At 75.0% G+C, this 20,077-nt stretch carries 14 protein-coding genes; 7 read left to right on the forward strand and 7 right to left on the reverse strand.

Annotated elements, in window-relative coordinates:
• Nucleotides 1-3: 3 nt before the first annotated feature.
• Nucleotides 4-1,209: an MFS transporter gene (locus tag ACI79C_RS05215; protein WP_456944561.1), complete on the reverse strand. Its 1,206-nt coding sequence runs from the start codon at nucleotides 1,207-1,209 to the stop codon at nucleotides 4-6.
• 138 nt (nucleotides 1,210-1,347) lie between these two features.
• Between ACI79C_RS05215 and ACI79C_RS05220 the strand changes: the two genes are divergently transcribed.
• Together ACI79C_RS05220 and ACI79C_RS05225 are read left to right on the forward strand one after the other, a co-directional pair.
• Entirely contained in the window at nucleotides 1,348-1,878 is a 531-nt protein-coding gene (locus ACI79C_RS05220; protein WP_456944562.1) for a CGNR zinc finger domain-containing protein, read from the forward strand.
• 88 nt (nucleotides 1,879-1,966) lie between these two features.
• Entirely contained in the window at nucleotides 1,967-3,403 is a 1,437-nt protein-coding gene (locus ACI79C_RS05225) for a phosphatase PAP2 family protein (protein WP_456944563.1), read from the forward strand.
• Here the strand turns inward: ACI79C_RS05225 and ACI79C_RS05230 are convergent.
• The gene (locus ACI79C_RS05230; protein WP_456944564.1) at nucleotides 3,382-4,008 is read right to left on the reverse strand and encodes a hypothetical protein; all 627 of its coding nucleotides are present in this window, start codon (nucleotides 4,006-4,008) and stop codon (nucleotides 3,382-3,384) included. The genes ACI79C_RS05225 and ACI79C_RS05230 overlap by 22 nt on opposite strands.
• A 143-nt stretch (nucleotides 4,009-4,151) precedes the next feature.
• On the opposite strand from ACI79C_RS05230, the gene ACI79C_RS05235 reads away from it, so the two are divergent.
• Both ACI79C_RS05235 and ACI79C_RS05240 read left to right on the forward strand, forming a co-directional pair.
• Nucleotides 4,152-4,700, forward strand: a complete 549-nt coding sequence (locus ACI79C_RS05235) for a DoxX family protein (RefSeq protein WP_456944565.1) — start codon at nucleotides 4,152-4,154, stop codon at nucleotides 4,698-4,700.
• 8 nt (nucleotides 4,701-4,708) lie between these two features.
• A complete protein-coding gene (locus ACI79C_RS05240) occupies nucleotides 4,709-5,749 on the forward strand; it encodes a PHP domain-containing protein (RefSeq protein ID WP_456944769.1) in 1,041 nt (346 codons plus the stop codon).
• Nucleotides 5,750-5,811: 62 nt separating this feature from the next.
• Here the strand turns inward: ACI79C_RS05240 and ACI79C_RS05245 are convergent, their stop codons facing one another.
• From ACI79C_RS05245 to ACI79C_RS05265, 5 genes are all read right to left on the reverse strand, one after another.
• A complete protein-coding gene (locus ACI79C_RS05245) occupies nucleotides 5,812-7,233 on the reverse strand; it encodes an acyltransferase family protein (protein WP_456944566.1) in 1,422 nt (473 codons plus the stop codon).
• Nucleotides 7,233-8,297 (reverse strand): glycosyl hydrolase family 18 protein, encoded by a 1,065-nt coding sequence (locus tag ACI79C_RS05250; RefSeq protein WP_456944567.1) that lies wholly within the window; start codon nucleotides 8,295-8,297, stop codon nucleotides 7,233-7,235. Before ACI79C_RS05250 ends, ACI79C_RS05245 begins: the two co-directional genes overlap by 1 nt.
• On the reverse strand, nucleotides 8,297-10,630 hold the full coding sequence (locus tag ACI79C_RS05255; RefSeq protein WP_456944568.1) for a bifunctional polysaccharide deacetylase/glycosyltransferase family 2 protein: 2,334 nt from the start codon (nucleotides 10,628-10,630) through the stop codon (nucleotides 8,297-8,299). Before ACI79C_RS05255 ends, ACI79C_RS05250 begins: the two co-directional genes overlap by 1 nt.
• Nucleotides 10,631-10,801: 171 nt before the next feature.
• A complete protein-coding gene (locus tag ACI79C_RS05260; RefSeq protein WP_456944569.1) occupies nucleotides 10,802-12,580 on the reverse strand; it encodes a hypothetical protein in 1,779 nt (592 codons plus the stop codon).
• A 272-nt stretch (nucleotides 12,581-12,852) separates the two neighbouring features.
• Nucleotides 12,853-13,692, reverse strand: a complete 840-nt coding sequence (locus ACI79C_RS05265; protein ID WP_456944570.1) for a hypothetical protein — start codon at nucleotides 13,690-13,692, stop codon at nucleotides 12,853-12,855.
• 558 nt (nucleotides 13,693-14,250) lie between these two features.
• On the opposite strand from ACI79C_RS05265, the gene ACI79C_RS05270 reads away from it, so the two are divergent.
• The 3 genes from ACI79C_RS05270 to ACI79C_RS05280 all read left to right on the forward strand — a co-directional run bounded on the left by ACI79C_RS05270 (nucleotide 14,251) and on the right by ACI79C_RS05280 (nucleotide 19,965).
• Nucleotides 14,251-17,523 (forward strand): hypothetical protein, encoded by a 3,273-nt coding sequence (locus ACI79C_RS05270; RefSeq protein WP_456944571.1) that lies wholly within the window; start codon nucleotides 14,251-14,253, stop codon nucleotides 17,521-17,523.
• A 245-nt stretch (nucleotides 17,524-17,768) separates the two neighbouring features.
• Entirely contained in the window at nucleotides 17,769-18,845 is a 1,077-nt protein-coding gene (locus tag ACI79C_RS05275) for a Gfo/Idh/MocA family protein (RefSeq protein ID WP_456944572.1), read from the forward strand.
• 4 nt (nucleotides 18,846-18,849) lie between these two features.
• The gene (locus ACI79C_RS05280) at nucleotides 18,850-19,965 is read left to right on the forward strand and encodes a DegT/DnrJ/EryC1/StrS family aminotransferase (RefSeq protein WP_456944573.1); all 1,116 of its coding nucleotides are present in this window, start codon (nucleotides 18,850-18,852) and stop codon (nucleotides 19,963-19,965) included.
• The last annotated feature ends 112 nt before the right edge of the window (nucleotides 19,966-20,077 follow it).

Raw genomic sequence — 20,077 nt, forward strand, 5'->3', positions numbered from 1 at the left:
CGCTCAGGCCGCGACCGGCTCGGGAACCGGACGGCGGGCCCGTCGGCGGCCGGGGACCAGGGTCGCGGTCACCGCGAGCGCCGCCCCGACGACGGCGAGCACCAGGCTGCCGCTGACGCCGGCCGGGCCCTCGATCAGCGCCCCACCCAGCGCGGCACCGACCGCCGAGGCCCCGGTGGCCACCGTCGACAGCCAGGTGAACGCCTCCGTGGTGGCGTGCGCGGGGGCCAGCGCCCCGACCAGGCTGTTCTGCACGGTGAGCGTCGGCGCGATCGCCGTCCCGCCCAGGAAGAGCAGCGCGCCGAGCACCCAGGGGTTCGACGCCGCGGTGAGCGGGGCCAGGCCGATGGTCACCCCGAGCAACAGCCAGCGGTACTGCCGCGGCAGGGAGACGCTCACCACCCGGGCACCGAACCACAGGCCACCGGCCACCGAGCCCAGCGACCACAGCGCGAGCAGGACGCCGGACATCCCGGGCGAACCCGCGGCGTCGGCGAACGCGGGGACGGCGACCTCGAGCGCGCCGAAGCCGAGCATCAGCGCCGAGCCGCTGACCAGCACCCGCGGCATGCCGGGCGCGAGGACGGTGGCCAGCGGGGAGGTCCGCTCGGCGACCGGGGCCGGGAGCCAGCCGCGCATCGCGCGCGACGTCGCGATGCCCAGCGCACCGGCCACGGCCAGCACCCCGGCCACGCCCACGGCCCACGCCGGGCCGGCGAGCACCGCGAGTGCGGCGACCACGGTCGGGCCGGCGACGAAGACCAGCTCGGTGGCGGTGGCGTCCAGCGCGAAGGCCGTGGGGCGGACCCGCGGGTCGACGCGGGACCACAGCGCGCGCACGGCGCCCGACACCAGCGGCGTCCCGGCGCCCGCGGCGGCCGAGGTGGCGACGACCACCGGCGTCGGGGCGCCACCCAGGACGACCGCGACCAACAGCGTCAGCAGCAGCGGGTAGGCCGCGGCCTGGCCGAGCAGGACCGGGCGCGGGGTGCGCCGGTCGGCCAGCCGGCCCAGCACCGGTGCCATGGCCGCCATCGCGACGCCGTAGGTGGCCGACGCGAGGCCGGCGACGGCGTAGGAAGCGGTCTGCTGCTGCACCATGAGCAGCAGCGCCAGCGGGACCATGGCCGACGGGAGGCGACCGGCGAAACCGGCCACCAGCAGCACCGGAGCGGACGGGAGGTGCCAGACGGACAGGTACGCACGCACGACAGAACTCACTTCACGAGCACGGAACGGGAAGAGTAGGGGGTCAAACCTCGTTGACCACCTACAGACTAGGGACGCGACCGTAGGGAGTCAAATGAGATACGCCACCTACGTGTCCCGCGGCAGGTAGGGAGCTCCATGGACTACGACACCTACGGGTCGAGCGCCGTCGAGCTCGCCATCGACCTGGCCAACACCGACCGCGGCCGGCCTGGCTGGGCCGCGGAGTTCCTGCGCGCGCACGACGAGTGGTTCGAGCCGGGCACCACGGCCGAGCTCACCGCCCGGCAGGCCACCCAGGCCGCCGAGACGGCCGGCCTCATCCGCGCGGTCGCGGTCGCCGGGTCGCAGGCCGAGGTGATCGAGCGGCTCAACGCCCTGCTGGCCCTGGCCTCCCCGCAGCCCTACGCCACCGACCACGACGGCGAGCTGCACCTGCACTACGCCCGGCCCGAGGCGCCCGTGATCGAGCAGCTGACGACGACCGTCGCCATGGGCCTGTCGCAGGTGGTGGTGCAGCACGGCTGGCAGCGGATCGGCGTGTGCACCGCGGAGGGCTGCGACAACGTCTACGTCGACACCTCGCGCAACGCCAGCCGCCGCTACTGCTCGAACACCTGCGCCAGCCGCTCGACCGTGGCCGCCTACCGGGCCCGCCGCAAGGCCTGAGCAGGGACCCCGTCCCCCACCCCTCGCGAGCTCGCGGCGAGCCTCTGGACGGGACCGCAGAGCCCTACGACCGCTAACGTCCGGCGACATGCGCAGCGCCGGCCACTGGGACGCCCGGCTGCACTCCCTGGTCGGCGGCCTGCCCACCTCACCGGCCGACCGCTGGCTGCGCCGGCTCACCACCACCGCCGACCACGGCGTGCTGTGGATGACCGTCGGCCTGCTGCTCGCCTCCCGCCGGGGAGCGCTGCGGCGCGGGGCGGTCCGCGGACTGGGCTCGATGGCGGTGTCGAGCACCGTGGTCAACGCCGTCCTCAAGCAGCTCTTCGGCCGGCGACGTCCCGACCTGGCCGGGCACGCGCTCGAGAAGCTGCTGCACCGGCCCCTGGCCACCCACTCCTTCCCCAGCGGCCACGCCGCGTCGGCGGGGGCCTTCGTCACCGGGGTGGCGCTGGAGAGCCCGCTCGCCGGGGCGGCGCTGGCGCCGGTGGGCCTGGCGGTCGGCTACTCCCGGGTGCACGTGGGCGTGCACTACCCGGGGGACGTCGTCGCGGGCCTCGTGGTCGGCGCCACGGTCGCCGCGGCCAGCCGCCGGTGGTGGGCGGTCCGGCCGACCACCCCGGCCCGGGTGCGCGAGGCCCGCTCGGCGCCGGTCCTGCCCGAGGGCGCGGGCTTGGTGGTCGCGGTCAACCCGCGCTCGGGCCCCGAGGGGTACGACCCGGCCGAGGACGTCCGCCGGCTGCTCCCCCGCGCCGAGGTCCTGGAGCTGGGCCCCGACACCTCCGTGGCCGACCTGCTGGAGGAGCCCGCGCGGTCGGGCCGGGCGCGGGCGCTGGGCGTGGCCGGCGGTGACGGCAGCGTGGCGGCGGCCGCCGCGGTGGCGCTCGAGCACGGTCTGCCGCTGGCCGTGCTGCCGGCCGGCACGCTCAACCACTTCGCCCGCGACCTCGGGGTGCACACGCTCGAGCACGCCGCCGCGGCGGTCGAGGCCGGCGAGGCGGTCGAGGTGGACGTGGCCGACGTCAACGGGACGCCGTTCCTCAACACCGCCAGCATCGGCAGCTACCCGGAGATGGTGCGGCGCCGGGACGCGCTGGCCGGCCGGATGGGCAAGTGGGCGGCGATGGCGGTCGCCGCCGCGCGGACGCTCCGCTCCGGGACGCCGGTGTCGCTGCTGCTGGACGGCCGGCCGGTGCTGGTGTGGATCCTCTTCGTCGGCAACTGCCGCTACACGCCGCGCGGACTGGCCCCCGCCTGGCGACCGCGGCTCGACGACGGGCTGCTCGACGTCCAGTACCTGCGCGCCGACGTCCGCTTCAGCCGGACCCGCGCCGTCCTCGGGTCGCTGCTGGGCGTCAGCGACCACAGTTCCGGCTACGCGGAGTGCCAGGCCCGGTCGGTGCGGGTGGTCTCCCGCTCGGGCCCGCAGCAGATCGCCTACGACGGCGAGACCGGTGAGGAGGCCGCCGAGTTCGCCTTCGGCAAGCGCGCGCCGCTGACCGTCTACTGCTGCCGCGGGTCCTGACGGCGGACGACGACCAGCAGCGCCAGCGCGGCCAGCCCCTCCCCGAGCTCCTCGACCAGGGTGCTCAGCGCCCGGGGGAGCGCGCCGACGGGCTCCTGCACGAGCGCCGCCAGGTCGGTGAGGACGTCGAGGCCCAGCGCCGCGGCCGCGTAGCCGGCCAGCGCCAGCACCACCGGGCCGGTCGCGGCCACCCCCGCCTGCCGGCCGGCCAGCCACAGCACGGCCAGCGCGGGGACGGCGAGCAGGACCCCGGCGCCGAGTTGCAGCGCCGGCGGCACCCCGGCCCCGAGCGAGCCGTGGACGCTGACGACCTTGGCCGCCGCGAGCACCAGGCCGAGCGTGCCCACCGCCGTCCACCACCGGGCCGCGCCGCCGGGGACCCGGCGCGCCGTCCGCAGAGCCGTGGCGGCGACCAGCGCGAACAGGACCGTCGTGAACAGCCGCGGCAGCCCACCGACGGCGTCGAGGTCCAGCAGGCCGGACCACTCCCCACAGCCGGCGGTCGGGCAGCGGAGCCGGACGAGGAAGCCGGCGCCGAACAGCACGACGGCGACGGCGGCGAGTGCGGGCGCCCAGCGCAGCGGGACCGGGCGCGCGCGTGTCACCAGGAGATCATCCCGGCCGGCCCGGCCGTCGTCATTGACCCAGCAGAGTGGCTGCGACCTCACTACGGTCCCGATCAGGGGTGTCCCGGTGCGGTCCGGGGCACCGGAGAACCGAAGGTCCCCGAGGAGAAGAGGTCCCCACCATGTTGGTCCGCCGGATCGCCCGGCCCATGCTCGCCTCGTCGTTCGTCTACGGCGGCGTCGACACCTTCCGCAACCCACAGTCCCGGGTGCCGGGCGCCCAGCCGGTCGTCGACACCATCACCGAGCAGGCCGACAAGCAGCTGCCGGTACAGGTGCCCCGCGACGTCGAGCAGTGGGTGAAGATCGACGCCGGGGTCAAGGTGGTGGCCGGCTCCCTGCTGGCGCTCGGCAAGCTGCCCCGCCTGTCCGCACTGGCCCTCACCGCCAGCATCGTGCCGACCACGCTGGCCGGGCACCGCTTCTGGGAGCACGACGATCCCAAGGAGCGCTTCGGCCAGCTCTCCCACTTCCTCAAGAACCTCGGCCTGCTCGGCGGGCTGCTCATCGCCGCGGTCGACACCGAGGGCCGGCCGTCGGTCGGCTACCGGGCCCGCCGGGCGGCGAAGCGGGCCGCCGACGCCACCGAGAAGAACGTGGGCAGGGCGCAGAAGCGCGCGGCCAAGGCGCAGAAGAAGAGCGAGCGGAAACTGAAGAGGGCCTCCCGCTGACTGCACCGCTGACGCCCGCGGCCGCGCTCCGGAGGATCGCCTTCCTCCTGGAGCGCGCCCGCGAGCCCACGCACCGCGTCGCGGCGTTCCGCACCGCCGCCGCCGTCGTCGACACCCTGGGGCCCGAGGAGCTCGACCGGCGGATCCGCACCCGGACGCTCACCGACCTGCGCGGCATCGGCCCGAAGACCGGTGCGGCCATCGTGCAGGCGCACGCCGGCGAGGTGCCCGAGTACCTGGCCCGGCTGGAGGAGGCCCACGGCGAGCTGGTGTCGCTCGCCGACGACGTCGCCGAGTTCCGGGCGCTGCTGCGCGGCGACCTGCACGTGCACTCGGACTGGTCCGACGGCGGCAGCCCCATCCGGGAGATGGCCGAGGCGGCCATCGGGCTGGGCCACGAGTACATGGCGCTCACCGACCACTCCCCGCGGCTGACCGTCGCCAACGGCCTGTCCCCCGAGCGGCTGGAGCGCCAGCTCGCCGTCGTCGCCGAGCTCAACGAGGAGCTGGCACCCTTCCGGATCCTCACCGGCATCGAGTGCGACATCAACGTCGACGGCTCGCTCGACCAGACCGACGAGCTGCTCGGCCGGCTCGACGTCGTCGTCGCGAGCGTGCACTCCGACCTGCGGGCCGACCGCGCGGCGATGACCGAGCGGATGCTCGCCGCCGTCGCCGACCCGCACACCGACGTCCTCGGGCACTGCACCGGCCGGCTGCTCGTCCCCCGGGAGCAACGGGAGGGGCGCCGGCAACGGCCGCGCCCGGAGAGCACCTTCGACGCCGAGGCGGTGTTCTCCGCCTGCGTCGAACACGGCACCGCCGTCGAGATCAACTCCCGCCCCGAGCGGCTCGACCCGCCGCTGCGGCTGCTGTCCCTCGCCGTCGACCTGGGCTGCGAGTTCGCGATCGACACCGACGCGCACGCGCCCGGTCAGCTGGACTGGCAGGGCAACGGCTGCGAGCGCGCGGTCGAGTGCGGCGTCCCGCCCGAGCGGGTGGTCAACACCTGGCCGGCCGCCCAGCTCCTCGGCTGGACGGCCGGCTGAGGAGCTGGGCGGCCCGCTGGCCCCGGTGGCTCAGCCGCCCCGTGACCGGCTGAGCCACACGATCAGCCGCCGGCCCGGGGCTCGGGCAGGGCCGGCTCCGGCAGGTGCACGCGGCGCCCGTAGGCGCGGACCAGCCGCGGCAGGGGCACCTCACCGACCGGCTGGCCCACCGGCTCCGACGGCCGCCGCACCGGCTCGGCCGGCCGGTCGTGCGCCGGCCGGTCGCGGACGGGCCGGTCGCGGACGGGCCGGCCGCCAGTCGGCTGCTCGGCAGCCGGCCGGTCGAGCGCCGGCTGGTCGAGCGCCGGCTGCTCCTCGGCGACGTTGTCCCGGAAGGCGACCTCGCGGGCCGGCTGCTCCTGGACCACGTTGTCGGCGAACACGACCTCGCGGGTCGGCTGCGGCACCGCCGCGCGGACCGCCGGGACGCGGTCCCAGGGCAGCAACCGCGGGCGCCGCGCCGCCGCAACGTCCTCGACCCAGCCCACGGCCAGGACGGCGACGAAGATCAGCGTCCAGGCCGTCGCGTACTCGAGCGCCATCCCCCGCGCGTCGTCGGTGTCGAACTGGGCCAGCGGGGTGGCGGCGAGCACCACCGGGGACAGCCAGATGGCCAGGTTGCCCCACAGGTAGATCGTCATCGCCCGGCTGTTGAACAGCGAGACGATCGCGCCGAGCGTGGGCAGCCGGTCCATCCAGGCGAACGTCGGGTAGATCCGCAGCAGGATCACCACGGCGCCCAGGCAGTAGGGCATGTTCGCCAGCGGGATGTCGTCGATGTTGTACGTGCCGTAGACGTCCTGGCGCGTGAACGCGTACCAGAGCCCGATCCCCAGCAGCGCCACGCCGGCGAGCAGCGTCCGCTTGATCGGCAGCTGCCGCAGCGTGCCGTCGTGGTGGGCGAACCCGAGCATCCAGCAGCAGGCGTAGGTCGACAGCAGGACGGCCAGGTCGTAGCTGCGGCCGCTGAGCTCGACCAGGCCGAGCGTGACGACGATCAGCACCACCGGCGGGATGGCCAGCATCCGCACCGGCCACCGTCGGAACAGCCACAGCATCGCCGGGCTGAGCAGGATGAACCACAGGTACACGCGGATGTACCAGAGCGGGACCACCCAGTCGAGGCCCTCAGCGGAGTACGGCGGGTCCGACAGCGGCACCAGCCACAGCCAGGCGGTGCTCCAGCTCCACGGCTGGCCGGCCTCGCTGGTCGTCGTCCAGCCGAGGGCGAACATGGCCGCCACCGCGACCGCGCCGAACACCCAGAAGGGCGGCAGCAGCCGCCGGATCCGCTTGCGCCAGAAGGCGCGTGCCGATCCGGCCCGGTCCAGCGAGGACGCGACCAACCCGCCGCCCAGCGCGAACATGATCGCCATGGACGGGAAGGCCAGGGGCAACCACGCCCAGCCGAACGTGTGGTAGGTCATCACGCGGATCAGCGCGAAGGCCCTGAGGAAGTCGATGTACCGGTCCCGCTGTCTCATCACTCCACCCCCTTGCTCGTAGCGGTTTCCACCGTGGTCCACACCTGCGGGTCCTCCCCGCCGAGGCTCCAGATCGCCACGCCGCGCAACTGCTCCCGGACGGCGATCTGCTGCTTGCGGTCCAGCGAGCGCGCGTCCTCGTACCAGACGGTGTGCTCCTGGTCGTCCTGCGTGTACGTGAAGGTCCACGCCGCGCTGTCGTCGTCCCACCGCGGCGTGGCGCCGACCTGCTCGGCCAGCGCGACCGCGTCGGTGGCCGACAGGTTGCGCCCCTCGCTGCCGACCCAGTCGTAGCCGTAGGTGGGCAGCCCGAGCATCAGCTTCTCCCGGGGCACCTCCGCGACGGCGTGGTCGACGACGTCCTGTACCCAGTCGGTCGGGGCGACCGGCCCGGGGGCGCTGGCGCTCCACGCGTGGTCGTAGGTCATGACCCGCACCTGGTCGGCGATCCGCCCGATCAGCTGGTAGCTGTAGGCCAGCCCGCTGGGGTCCTCGTCGCTGACCCGCGCCGGGACGGCGACGGTCAGCTCCATGCCCTGGGCGTGCAGGTCGTCGCGCAGGCCCTCCAGGAACTCGGTGAACTGGGGGCCCGCCGTCGCCGGCAGCGCCTCGTAGTCCACGTCGATCCCGTCCCAGTCGTTGCGCGTCGCGAGCTCGACCAGCTGCGCGCGGTGCTCGGCGGCCCGCCGGCCGTCGGCGAGCAGGTCGGCCACGGCCTGACCCTGCCACTCGCCGTCGGCGAAGTTCTGCACCGTCGGGAGCAGCGCGACGCCGTCCCCGGTCAGCTCGTCGAGCACGTCCGCCGGCGGCGGGGTGAGCGCGAGCGTCCCGTCGGGGCGCAGGGCGGCCCAGGTGGGGCTGACCTCGGTCACCCCGCCGTCGTCGAGCGCGGCCTGCAGCGACGCCGGGGCTCGCTCGTCCCACACCGGCAGCCAGGCGGCGGCGACCAGCGGCTGCGCGGCGGGGAACAGCCGCGGCCGCAGGAGGACGGCCCCGACCACGAGCGCGACGACCGCGGCGGCGACCCCCAACCACAGCAGCGGGTCCTTGCGGTGGCGGGTCATCACGAGCCCACCCCCACCGGCTGCTTCGCCGGGGTGCCGGTGGTCGTGGCGACCTCGTCCATCCGCGCGGTGCGGGCCAGCTTGTTCCAGCCCAGCCGCACGCCGCGGATCGCCGTCCCCAGCGAGGCGTAGAGCAGGTAGATCCGCAGCGGCTCGTAGATGATCCGGTAGACCGGCACCATCAGCAGGTGCTCGGCGCGCTCGTTCATGAGCCGGACGGCGATCACCGCGAGCAGGCCGTACACCACCGCGAAGAGCACGAAGTACAGCCCCAGCGCCAGCGGGCCCTGCGCGAACAGCGTCTGGACGATGCCCAGCAGGATCAGCGGGGTGAAGACCAGCGGGACGACGATGGTCAGCACCGTCATCGGCATGACGAGCATCCCGAGCCAGCCGTAGCGGGGCCGGAACAGCATCGCCCGGTGCCGCCAGACGGACTGGATCGTCCCGTACATCCACCGCACCCGCTGCTTGAGCAGGGCGTCGACGGTCTCCGGGGCCTCGGTCCAGGCCACTGCCTCGTCGGCCTGCTCGACCCGCCACCCGTTGCGGTGCAGCGCGAGGGTCAGCTCGCAGTCCTCGGCCATCGTGGCGTTGGTGTAGCCGCCGGCCTCGAGGACCGCCGTGCGCCGCCAGGCCGCGCACGCGCCGGGCACGATCATCACCGCGTTCATCAGCGCGCCGGCCGCCCGCTCGAGCCCGATCTGGGTGACGTACTCGAGCGCCTGCCAGCGGGTGACGACGTTGGTCGAGTAGTTGCCGACCTTGATGACGCCGGCGACGGCCCCCACGCGCGGCGAGTGGAACTGCTCCACGAGCCGGGCGATGGTGTGCGGGGTGAAGAGCGTGTCGGCGTCGAGCGTGACCACGTGCTCGTGCCGGGCGGCGGCGAACCCGTTGTTGAGGGCCGCCCACTTGCCCGAGTTGGGCTGACGGATCAGCCGCACGCGCTCGTCCCGGTCGCCGACCGCCCGCACCGCGGCAGCCGTGCCGTCGGTGCTGCCGTCGTCGACCACGATGATCTCGCCGATCGGGTGGGTCGAGCGCAGCAGGTACTCGAGGGTCCGGGCGATGACCTTCTCCTCGTTGTACGCGGCGATCAGCACGGAGACCGGCGGCCGCGCGACGTTGACCGGTCGGATCCGCCGCTTCGCCCGCACCACCGCGAGGACCGCGTTGAACAGGCCGAAGCCGAGCATGGTCACCAGCGCGAGGACGAAGAGCACGTAGAGCAGCTGGGGCGGGAGCACGAAGAGGACCTCCGCCGTCCACAGCGCCAGGTGGTCCCAGAGGGCGGGGGTCACCGCGCCGGCACCGGCCTCGTCGATGTCGGGCTGGGACTGCGGCATCGTGGTGAACGTGTAACCGGCGTCCCGGGCGGCCGCCACCAGCTGCTCGACGTAGGCCAGGGTCATCGACCGGTCACCGCCGGCGTCGTGCAGGAGCATCGTGATGTTGTCCTGCTCGCCGAGCGGGGGCAGCTCGATCGGCCCGTCCATGAAGCCTGCGGCGTGCGCCCAGTCGAGCGAGTCGAAGTCGTGCGAGGCGATGACGTACCCCATCTGCTGGGCGCGGAGGATCCCGGTGGTGTCCTCGCGCAGGACCTCCTCGTCGTCGCTCTCGTAGGGCAGGCGGAAGAACTCGGCGGCCTGACCGGTCTGCGCGCGCATGATGCGGTCGGCCAGGGACACCTCGAGCTGCTCGCGGAAGGCCGTGGCGTCGCTGACGTCGATGTGGGTCAGCGTGTGGTTCCCGAGCGCGTGCCCCTCCCGGACGATCCGCTGCATGATCTCGGGGTACTTGGCGGTCTGCGCGCCGGTAACGAAGAACGTCGCGGGGACGCCGTTCTCGCTGAGCAGGTCCAGCAGCTTCGGCGTCCAGACCGGGTCGGGGCCGTCGTCGAACGTCAGCGAGATCGTCCGGTGGATGTTCGGGCCGTAGCCGTAGCGCTGCAGCACGTACTCCGCGTCGCCCGCGGTCGCGCGGTCGTCCCCGGTGACCTCGGAGACCACCTGGCCGGTGAACGGCTCCTGCGCGTAGGTGGTGCCGTTGACGCGCAGCAGCTCGACGACGCGGACCAGCGGCCCCTCGCCGATGACGGGCGCGTCGCTCCCGACGTCCTCGGGCGTCGGGCCGTCGGGGGTCGCCGCGCCGGCCAGCGCCGGGGGCGCCAGGACCTTGGGCACGGCGACGACGCAGAAGCCGACGGCCAGGACGAGCAGCGTCAGCAGGACGGCGCGCAGCCACCGCCAGCGCCGCCCGGAGGGGTTGGCGAAGACGGGGATGGTCGCGCCACGGGCAGCGGGCTGCCCGGAGCGGGTGGAACGCCTCATGGGTTTCGAGTCCTCGGGTGCGTGTACGTGCAGGCGGAGGGCGTGGCGGAGAGCGGGACGGGGAAGTCCCCGGCGGGGGTGGCGTGGACCCGTGACGGGCACGCCTGAGGGCCGGCAGCCGGTCGACACGCCCGAGCGCGGGGCGAGTCGGGTCAGCCGGTCAGAGAGAGGTCAGTCGGGCCTGGAACCGGGGTTCTCGGCGACGGCCACGACCGGGCCGGCGGCGCCGGTCAGCAGGAGGACGGCGTGACCGTGCGGCAGCGCGGTCCACGCGACCGGCAGGACGGCCGCCGGGAGGCCGTGCTGGTCCTGGCTGCTGGAGCCGGACGCCGAGGATGAGCCGTGCGCACCCGCCGACGGAGCGCTGGGCGCGGCCGGAGCGGGCGAGGCCGGCGGCACCGGGACCGGCGCCGGGGTCACGGGCGTGACGGGGACGTCGCTCGAACTGGCCACGGCGGGCACGGCCGTCGTGGGCGCGCGGGCACCGCGGGTCGTGGACCCGGGGCCGCCCCCGGATACCGCGGCACTGCCGCGGATGTTCACGTCGTCGCCGGCGGGCAGCGTCAGGGCACCCCGGACCTGCGGCGGCGTCACCGCCACCACGGTGGGCGCCGCGCCGGTGGGCGTCGCCTGGGTGGACGTGGCCTGGGTGGGCGTGGTCGCCGCCGGGACGACGACCGGCCCGACCGGGACCGTGGGAGTGACCCCGGAGGCCGAGGGAGCCACCGGGTCGGGAACGGGCGCTGCGGCCGGACCGGGAACCGGGTCGGCGACCGGCGCGGTCGGGTCCGCGACGGCGCCGTCGGTCGCGGTGCCGTCGGTCGTCGTGCCGTCGGTCGTGGTGCCGTCGGTCGTGGTGCCGTCGGTCGTCGTGCCGTCGCTGGTGGCGCCGTCCGAGGGCGCCGGCGCGGCCGCGCCGTCGCCCGACGCCCCGCCGGTGGAGCCGTTCCCGGACGACACACCGTCCGGGTCGTCCGAGGCACCGTCCGGGCCGCCGGAGCCCGAGCCGCCGGAGCCCGAGCCGCTGGAGTCCGAGCCGTCCGGGCCGCGGCCGGTGAAGCCGTCGGCGGACCCGGTCGTGCCGTTGCCGCCGGAGCCGGGGGTGGTCCCACCGCCGGTCGACCCGCCGGTGTCCGTGCCGTGGTCCACGCTGCCGCCCACGGAGCCGCTCCCAGGGACGGGGACGTCCCCGACCGGGACCGGCAGGGGGACCGGGGCCGGCTGCGGCGCGGGGGCCGGCTGGACCACCGGGGAGGACGGCTGCGGCGCGGGTGCGGGCTCGGGGGCCGGAGCCGGCGCGGGAGCGGGAGCCGGCGCGGGAGCGGGAGCCGGCGCGGGAGCGGGAGCCGGCGCGGGAACCGGAGCCGGCGCGGGAGCCGGCGCGGGAACCGGAGCCGGCGCGGGAACCGGAGCCGGCGCGGGAACCGGAGCCGGCGCGGGAACCGGAGCCGGCGCGGGAGCGGGCGCGATCACCGGAGCCGACTGCTGTCCGGCGAGGCTGTCGACGACGACCGGCGTCCCTGCGTCCGCGACCGGCGCCGCACCAGCGAGCACCTCCTGCGGGTCGGCACCCTGGGCCAGGGCGGGGACGTCGGCGCGCTGGTCGCGGGACGCCTCGTCGAGCGCCGACCGCCAGGCGGCGTGGCACTCGACCCACCAGGGGTCCTCCCAGTCGATGTCGTCCCAGTCGACGTCGTCCCACCAGGGGTCGTCCGGGTCCGGGCAGGTCCAGTCGCCATGGGACTCGTGCCACGTGCCGGGACCGTGACCGGGGCTGGCCTGCGCCGAGCCGCCGGCAGCGGCCATGAGGCCCCACATGCCGACGAGGAACAGGGCTGCGAGGAAGAGCCGGCGCAGCCAGGTGCGGGGCAGACCCGGAGTGCGGGTACCGGCGAGGAGAGGTGACGCGGTGTGACCGGTCCCTTCCTCGCTGGTTCCTGCGCTCGACACGGATCGAAACCCCCCGCTCCACATCCGCGCGCACGGCGATGCGGCTGGTGACGGGGCATCCGGCCCGCGCTCACCCGCAGGCGACTGTTCGACGTATCCGGGTGGGGGTCAACCTGTTGGGGTGTGACTCACAACTTTCTCCGGCGCTGTGCTACGGAGAGTCACCACTCGTGCCGCGAGCGCTGCGGAACTGGGGGAGATGGATAGCGCAAGAGTCTCAGGGCCGCAAGTTGAAAAGGCTCGAGCCAGCAGATATGACCCTTGGTGCGCAGTCAGCTCCGCGCGGTACCCGGCCGGCGATCGACCGCATCCAGAGCCACGGCGTCGGTCGCGCGCCGGAGGAGCCATGAGGCGGGCAGTACCAGGCGCGGTGCCACGCCGACGAGGACGGCGACGAGGACGGCGACCGCGGCCAGCGCCTCCCCCGACTCCTCGAGGTAGGTGGCCGTGACCGCCCAGGGCCCGGTGGCGGCCGCCGACACCGCGGAGAGCCCTACGGCGGCACCGGCGTAGGCCGCGAGGGAGCCGAGCACGCGGCGGCGGTCGCGGCGCTCGGCACGGCTCACGAAGGCGAGCACGGCCAGGACCGCGGACACGACGAGGACGCTGACGACGACCGCCCCCGCCTCGCCGATGAGGTCGGTCAGGCCCGCCATCGCCTCGGCGTGGAGGGTGCTGCCCGCCTTGAGGACGGCGATGGAGGCGGCGACCAGGCCGACGGCCAGCCACCACGTACGGCGGCCGGGCTGGCGCACGGCCCCGGCGAGCGCTCCCACGGCGGCGACGACGAACAGTGCCGCGACGAACATCCGCGGCGCCGAGAAGGGAGCGTCCATCGAGAGGGCGCGGGCGGCGGGCCCGGAGGCGCCGGTCAGCCGGCCGACGTAGCCGACCGTCTCGAGCAGCACCGCCGTGGCCGCCAGGCCGACGCCGACGGGCGGGAGGGGGATGCGTCGGCGGCGTGCCTGCGCCGGGCCGCCGACGGGTCGGTCCTCAGCGGTCAGCGGGTCGGCGCCGGCCCGCTCGTCGGCGATCCGCACGCCACGGCTCAGCACCATGGCGACGACGAGCCCCAACAGGACCCAGGCGAGCAGCCCACCGATGACCCACATCCACACACCAGGACCATCGGCAGGTCGGCGGCACTTCCTGATGGGCGGTCACACCACTGGGGGACGTGGGACCCGGCGGACACCGGTGGCGAGCTCGCAGGCGCAGCCGGGCTGCCGGCCTCGTCCAGGCGGGCCTCCGGACAGGCGACCGACCACGGCCGCCACCAGGGCGAGGAGCTCCCGGAAGGGCTGGGGCCCGAGCGACTCCGCCGTCCGGATCGGCCCCGCCCCTCGTCCATCCGCCGGGGAAGGGAGACCTGTGGCATCTGTGCTGGGATCCCCCGTGGCGACGTCCAGGCCGATGGTGCCGAGGGTGGCCTCAGCACTGTGGCGAGCCGGGGCGAACGCGCTACGGGACAAGACTCGAAAGTTCCGGCACATCATCGGCTCAATACCTCACGCACAGTGAGCCCTCGCCGGGGTGTCTCCCTATCAGGGACCAACGGCCTTTCCCTTCGGCTGTGGCGCCACGAAGTGTCTCCGGTCATCGCTCAGCTACTGAGGTGTTCCAACTCAGGGACCCCTCATCCCGCGGCAGAGTCACGGAGGAAGAGGCCCGTGGTGGTCGACGGCGCCGTCGCGCGGTCGTCCGGCAAGCAGTCGCCGGATCCGACCGCCACGAGCGGCTGTCGCCAGTCCAGCGGGTGCTCCGCGCGCCTCCGCCTCCTGGTCGCCGTCCTCCTCCTCGCCGGGGCATGGCTGGTGCTCGGCTCGCTGGCCGGCGTGGCCCAGGCAGCGCCGCCGTCGCCGGAGGACGGGTCGTCCGGAGGCACGTCGTCCTCGAGCCAGAGCCGGGACAACGGGTCGTCCCGCGGCGGCGACACCTCCGGCGGGTCCCGCGGTGACAACTCCTCCGACAAGCAGTCCAGCAACGCCGGGCGGGCGCAGGACACCGACTCCCCAGGGGGCTCCGGGAACGACACCCCGGCCAGGGACAACGCCGCCTCGGACTCCGGCAACGACACCCCGGCCCGGGACAACGCCTCCTCCGACTCCGGCAACGACACCCCGGCCAGGGACAACGCCGCCTCCGACTCCGGCAACGACACCCCGGCCCGGGACAACGCCTCCTCCGACAAGCAGTCCAGCAACGCCGGGCGGGCGCAGGACACCGACTCCCCAGGGGGCTCCGGGAACGACACCCCGGCCAGGGACAACGCCGCCTCCGACTCCGGCAACGACACCCCGGCCCGGGACAACGCCTCCTCCGACTCCGGCAACGACACCCCGGCCCGGGACAACGCCTCCTCCGACTCCGGCAACGACACCCCGGCCCGGGACAACGCCTCCTCCGACTCCGGCAACGACACCCCGGCCAGGGACAACGCCGCCTCCGACTCCGGCAACGACACCCCGGCCCGGGACAACGCCTCCTCCGACAAGCAGTCCAGCAACGCCGGGCGGGCGCAGGACACCGACTCCCCAGGGGGCTCCGGGAACGACACCCCGGCCAGGGACAACGCCGCCTCCGACTCCGGCAACGACACCCCCGCCCGGGACAGCAGCTCCGCTGGCGGGTCGTCGGACGACGGCTCCGCTGACGCCGCTGATCGCGGTGCAGCTGACAGGCACACCTCGCCGGATGGTCCGGCTGACCCCGGCAACACCGACCGCGGGCCCGAGGCCACTGCGCCCGGCCGCCCCGCCGACCCCGGCAACGCCGACCGGGGACCCGACGCCACCCCGCCCGGACGCCCGGCCGACACCGGCAACACCGACCGCGGGCCCGCCACCACCCCGCCGGGACGCCCCACCGACCCCGGCACCGACCGCGGGCCCGTCACCACCCCGCCGGGCACAGCGGAGGGCAAGCCCGACGGCACCCCGCCCGGACGCCCCACCGACCCCGGCAACACCGACCGCGGGCCCGAGGCCACTGCGCCCGGACGCCCCACCGACCCCGGCAACACCGACCGCGGGCCCGAGGCCACCCCGCCCGGACGCCCCACCGACCCCGGCACCGCCGACCGCGGGCCCGAGGCCACCCCGCCCGGACGCCCCACCGACCCCGGCACCGCCGACCGGGGACCCGACGGCGCCCCGCCCGGACGCCCCACCGACCCCGGCACCGACCGCGGGCCCGTCACCACCCCGCCGGGCACAGCGGAGGGCAAGCCCGACGGCACCCCGCCCGGACGCCCCACCGACCCCGGCAACACCGACCGCGGGCCCGAGGCCACCCCGCCCGGACGCCCCACCGACCCCGGCACCGCCGACCGCGGGCCCGAGGCCACCCCGCCCGGACGCCCCACCGACCCCGGCACCGCCGACCGGGGACCCGACGGCGCCCCGCCCGGACGCCCGGCCGACCCCGGCAACACCGACCGCGGGCCCGAGGCCACCCCGCCGGGACGCCCCACCCAGCCGGGCACCGCCCCCGAGCCCGGGCCCGACACCAGCCCACCGGGACGCCCCACCCAGCCGGGCAACGCCCCCGACACCACCCCGCCCGGCCGCCCCACCCAGCCGGGCACCGCCGAGAGCAAGCCCGACACCACCTCGCCGGGACGCCCCACCGACCCCGGCAACACCGACCGCGGGCCCGAGGCCACCCCGCCGGGACGTCCCACCCAGCCGGGCACCGCCGAGAGCAAGCCCGACACCACCTCGCCGGGACGCCCCACCCAGCCGGGCACCGCCCCCGAGCCCGGGCCCGACACCAGCCCACCGGGACGCCCCACCCAGCCGGGCAACGCCCCCGACACCACCCCGCCCGGCCGCCCCACCCAGCCGGGCACCGCCGAGAGCAAGCCCGACGACACCTCGCCGGGACGCCCCACCGAACCCGGGAACGCCGGCCGCGGGCCCGAGGCCACCCCGCCGGGACGTCCTGCCGACCCCGGCAACGCCCCCGACACCACCTCGCCGGGACGCCCCGCCGACCCCGGCAACGCCCCCGGGAGCACTCCTCCGGCACGCCCCACCGACACGTCCCCTGCAGCGCCATCTCCTGCCGACCGGTCGCCAGCAACCACCGAGAGCACAGGAACCACCGGAGGCCGACCCGGGCCTCAGGCCCCCGTCGACACCACGGACGACTCGCCGTCCGACGGTTCCTCCGGCCAGCGCTCGCAGACCGACCAGTCACCGGCCCCCGCGTCGAACACGCCGAGGTCCACCCCGCAGACCCAGCCGAGCACCGACCGGTCGCGGAGCACCACGACCGTCGTCTCCGATGCCGGAGATCCGGGGACCGGCGCCCGGGGGACGACCGCGACCACCACTGGTGACGAGCCCAAGGACGTCCGGCCGAGTGACACCCCGGGAGCTCCGCCCCAGGTCTCCCCTCGCCTCGAGGTCCAGGTCAACGACACGTCCTCCGCCGCCACTGCCGCCCTACCGGTGACGCCGGCGCCCAGCGCCAGCGCCAGCGCCGGCCCGGACTCGGCGCCGGCACGGACGGCTCCGACCGGTCCGGTGGCCTTCGCGACGCCGGTGCTCGTGATCGGCTCCTGCGACGACGACGAGCCGTGGCCGACGAGCGGCCGAGGAGGCGCCGCGCCCGCCTTCCGGAGCGCCGACAGGCAGGCGAGGGCAGCGGCGAAGACCGTGGTCGCGTCCTCCAGCGGGCCGGTCGGTCTGCCGCTGGCGCCCTCACCGTTCCGGGCACCCACTCCCCTGGCTCCCCCAGCCCCCGCGACGCCGACCTCCGGCTCGGCAGCCAACGCGTCCGCCTGCGGCTCCGGACACGGCTACCACGACGGCACCCTGCTCGCGGTCCTCGCCACCGACCCCGAGGCCTCCCTGGCACAGGCGCTGGCTCGCGCCGACTCGCGTGCGGCTGGCCGGACCTCTCATCGGGCATACGACCCGGGATCTCGACCCGACTGAGTCCGGTGCAAGGGCGCAGTGCGCCCGCGATGACCGACGTCCCCGCACCAAAGCGCACCCGGCCAGCACCCCGCCGGGATCCACCCTCTCTTCCCTGTGCACCCGCACAGTTGCGTCCAAGGACGGATGCCATGCAGCACGACCTGCACCGATCGCCCCAGCACGCCCATGACGCCGGATGCGTCCGGTCCACCCACACGGACAACACCGGGGAGGACACCCCGCCACGCCGCGACCGCATTGCCGTGGTCGGCTACGGCTACTGGGGTTCGAAGCACGTCCGCGTCCTCAGCAGCACCCCGGGCGTCGACGTCACGATCGTCGACGGTTCTGCGAGCCGCCTTGCGGAGGCGGCGGCCCACTACCCGTCAGCCGACCTCGCGACCCGCCTGGACGACGTGCTCGACCACGTCGAGGCCGTGGTCATCGCGACGCCACCGAGGACCCACGCGCCGATCGCACAGCAGGCGCTGGACGCCGGCAAACACGTGCTCGTGGAGAAGCCGCTCACCACGTCCGTGGAGGACGCCGAACTCCTGGTCAAGACCGCGGCTCGCCAGGGCGTGCACCTGATGGTCGGCCACACGTTCGAGTACAACGCCGCCGTCCGGAAGCTCCGGGAGCTCGTCCGCTCCGGCGCGCTCGGCCGGATCCTCTACGTCGACACGGCGCGGCTGAGCCTGGGCCGCTACCAGAGTGACGTGAACGTGATCTGGGATCTCGCTCCCCACGACATCTCGATCGTGTCCTACATCCTCGACGAGATGCCGTCCTGCGCGACGGTGTGGGCGCACAGCCACATCAGCAGGCAGCACGCCGACGTGGCGTACCTCCGCTTCGACTTCCCCCGGTCGCAGACGCGGGCCTACGTCCACGTCAGCTGGCTGACCCCGAACAAGGTCCGGCAGGTCACCGTCGTCGGCGAGAAGAAGATGGCGGTGTACGACGACATGTCGGACACCGAGCGGATCCGCGTGTACGACATCGGCGTCGACGTCCAGGACATGGACGCCCCGGCGGAGGCCCACGCCCTCCCGGTGACCTATCGCACCGGCGACATCGTCTCGCCCTACATCCCCTTCGCCGAGCCGCTCCTCCTCCAGGACCAGCACTTCATCGAGTGCATCCGGACGGGAGTCCGGCCCGACACCCCGGGCGAGCGCGGCCTGGAGGTCGTGCGCGTCCTGGCCGCTACGGACCAGCTCGCGGACGTGGCGGGCGAGGACGTGGTGGCGGGGGCCGGCGCGTCCACTGACCCGCCCGGTCCGCCGGTCACCGTTCCGCCGCCGATGACACGGCACCGGCTCTCCCCCACGCGGTGACCAGATGCTGACCACCACACGCCCCATCCCGTTCCTCGACGTCCAGGGCCTCAACGACCGCGTCCGGGAGGACCTCGGCCTGTGCTGGGAGCGCGTCGTCGACCACGGTCGGTTCATCGGCGGTCCGGACGTCGAGAGGTTCGAGGCCCGCTTCGCGGACTACTGCGGGACCGCGGAGTGCGTCGGCGTCGGCAACGGGACAGACGCACTCGAGCTCATCCTCGCCGCTCTGGGCATCGGGCCGGGCGACGAGGTGATCATCCCCGCCAACACGTTCGTCGCCACCGTCGAGGCGGTGTGCGCGGTCGGAGCACGACCGCGCTTCGTCGACGTCCTGCCGGACACCCTGGAGGTCGACCCCGACGCGGTGGCCGCAGCGACCGGACCTCGGACGGCGGCGGTCATGGCCGTGCACCTGTTCGGACAGATGGTCGACGTCGACCGGCTCCTCCCGGTGGTGCGGCGGCACGGCATCGTGCTCATCGAGGACGCCGCCCAGGCCCATGGAGCCCGGTTCGGCGGTCGCCGCGCCGGCAGCGTGGGCGTGGCCGCCGCCTTCAGCTTCTACCCGGGCAAGAACCTGGGGGCGCTGGGCGACGGCGGGGCGGTGGTGTCGGACGACGCAGCCCTGGTGGCCCGGATCCGACAGATGGCCGACCACGGCCGGGCGAGCGACAGCCGATACCTGCACACGGTCCGCGGTCGCAACAGCCGGCTCGACACCATCCAGGCTGCCCTGCTCACGACCAAGCTGTGCCGTCTCGACGAGGACAACGGCCGCCGGCGAGCACTCATGCAGCGGTATCGCGAACGCCTCCCCCGCGCATGCGTCCCTCTGGCGGAGCACCCCCGGGCCGAGGCGGTCCACCACCTCGCCGTCGTCCAGGTGCCGGATCGTTCGGCGACGACGACGGCGCTGGATGCGGCCGGCATCGGCTGGGGCCTGCACTACCCGGTGCCGTGCCACCGCCAGCCGGCGTTCGCCGAGTTCGCCGACGCCCCGCTACCGGTGACCGAACGCGCGGCCGAGCACATCGTGTCGCTGCCCATGTCACCCACGTTGACCCTCGAACAGGTGGACCGCGTCTGCGAGGTCCTGTCCGCACTGGAGAGCGCATGACCACCATCCGCAGGCCCCACACGGTGTCCAGCCAACGCCTCGGGACACAGCCCCCTCAGACGACGCTCCCGTCCCGGGAGCCGGTACGGCCCGGGGCGGACCTGGGCCGGGC

This window comes from Geodermatophilus sp. SYSU D00697 (assembly GCF_054050175.1).

What these genes read in the sequence shown, in the direction of transcription:
- ACI79C_RS05280 (WP_456944573.1), top strand. Translation starts at nt 18,850, where the DNA reads ATGCTGACCACCACACGCCCCATCCCGTTCCTCGACGTCCAGGGCCTC.
- ACI79C_RS05255 (WP_456944568.1), bottom strand. Translation starts at nt 10,630, where the DNA reads ATGAGGCGTTCCACCCGCTCCGGGCAGCCCGCTGCCCGTGGCGCGACC.
- ACI79C_RS05245 (WP_456944566.1), bottom strand. Translation starts at nt 7,233, where the DNA reads ATGAGACAGCGGGACCGGTACATCGACTTCCTCAGGGCCTTCGCGCTG.
- ACI79C_RS05235 (WP_456944565.1), top strand. Translation starts at nt 4,152, where the DNA reads ATGTTGGTCCGCCGGATCGCCCGGCCCATGCTCGCCTCGTCGTTCGTC.
- ACI79C_RS05220 (WP_456944562.1), top strand. Translation starts at nt 1,348, where the DNA reads ATGGACTACGACACCTACGGGTCGAGCGCCGTCGAGCTCGCCATCGAC.
- ACI79C_RS05265 (WP_456944570.1), bottom strand. Translation starts at nt 13,692, where the DNA reads ATGTGGGTCATCGGTGGGCTGCTCGCCTGGGTCCTGTTGGGGCTCGTC.
- ACI79C_RS05250 (WP_456944567.1), bottom strand. Translation starts at nt 8,297, where the DNA reads ATGACCCGCCACCGCAAGGACCCGCTGCTGTGGTTGGGGGTCGCCGCC.
- ACI79C_RS05225 (WP_456944563.1), top strand. Translation starts at nt 1,967, where the DNA reads ATGCGCAGCGCCGGCCACTGGGACGCCCGGCTGCACTCCCTGGTCGGC.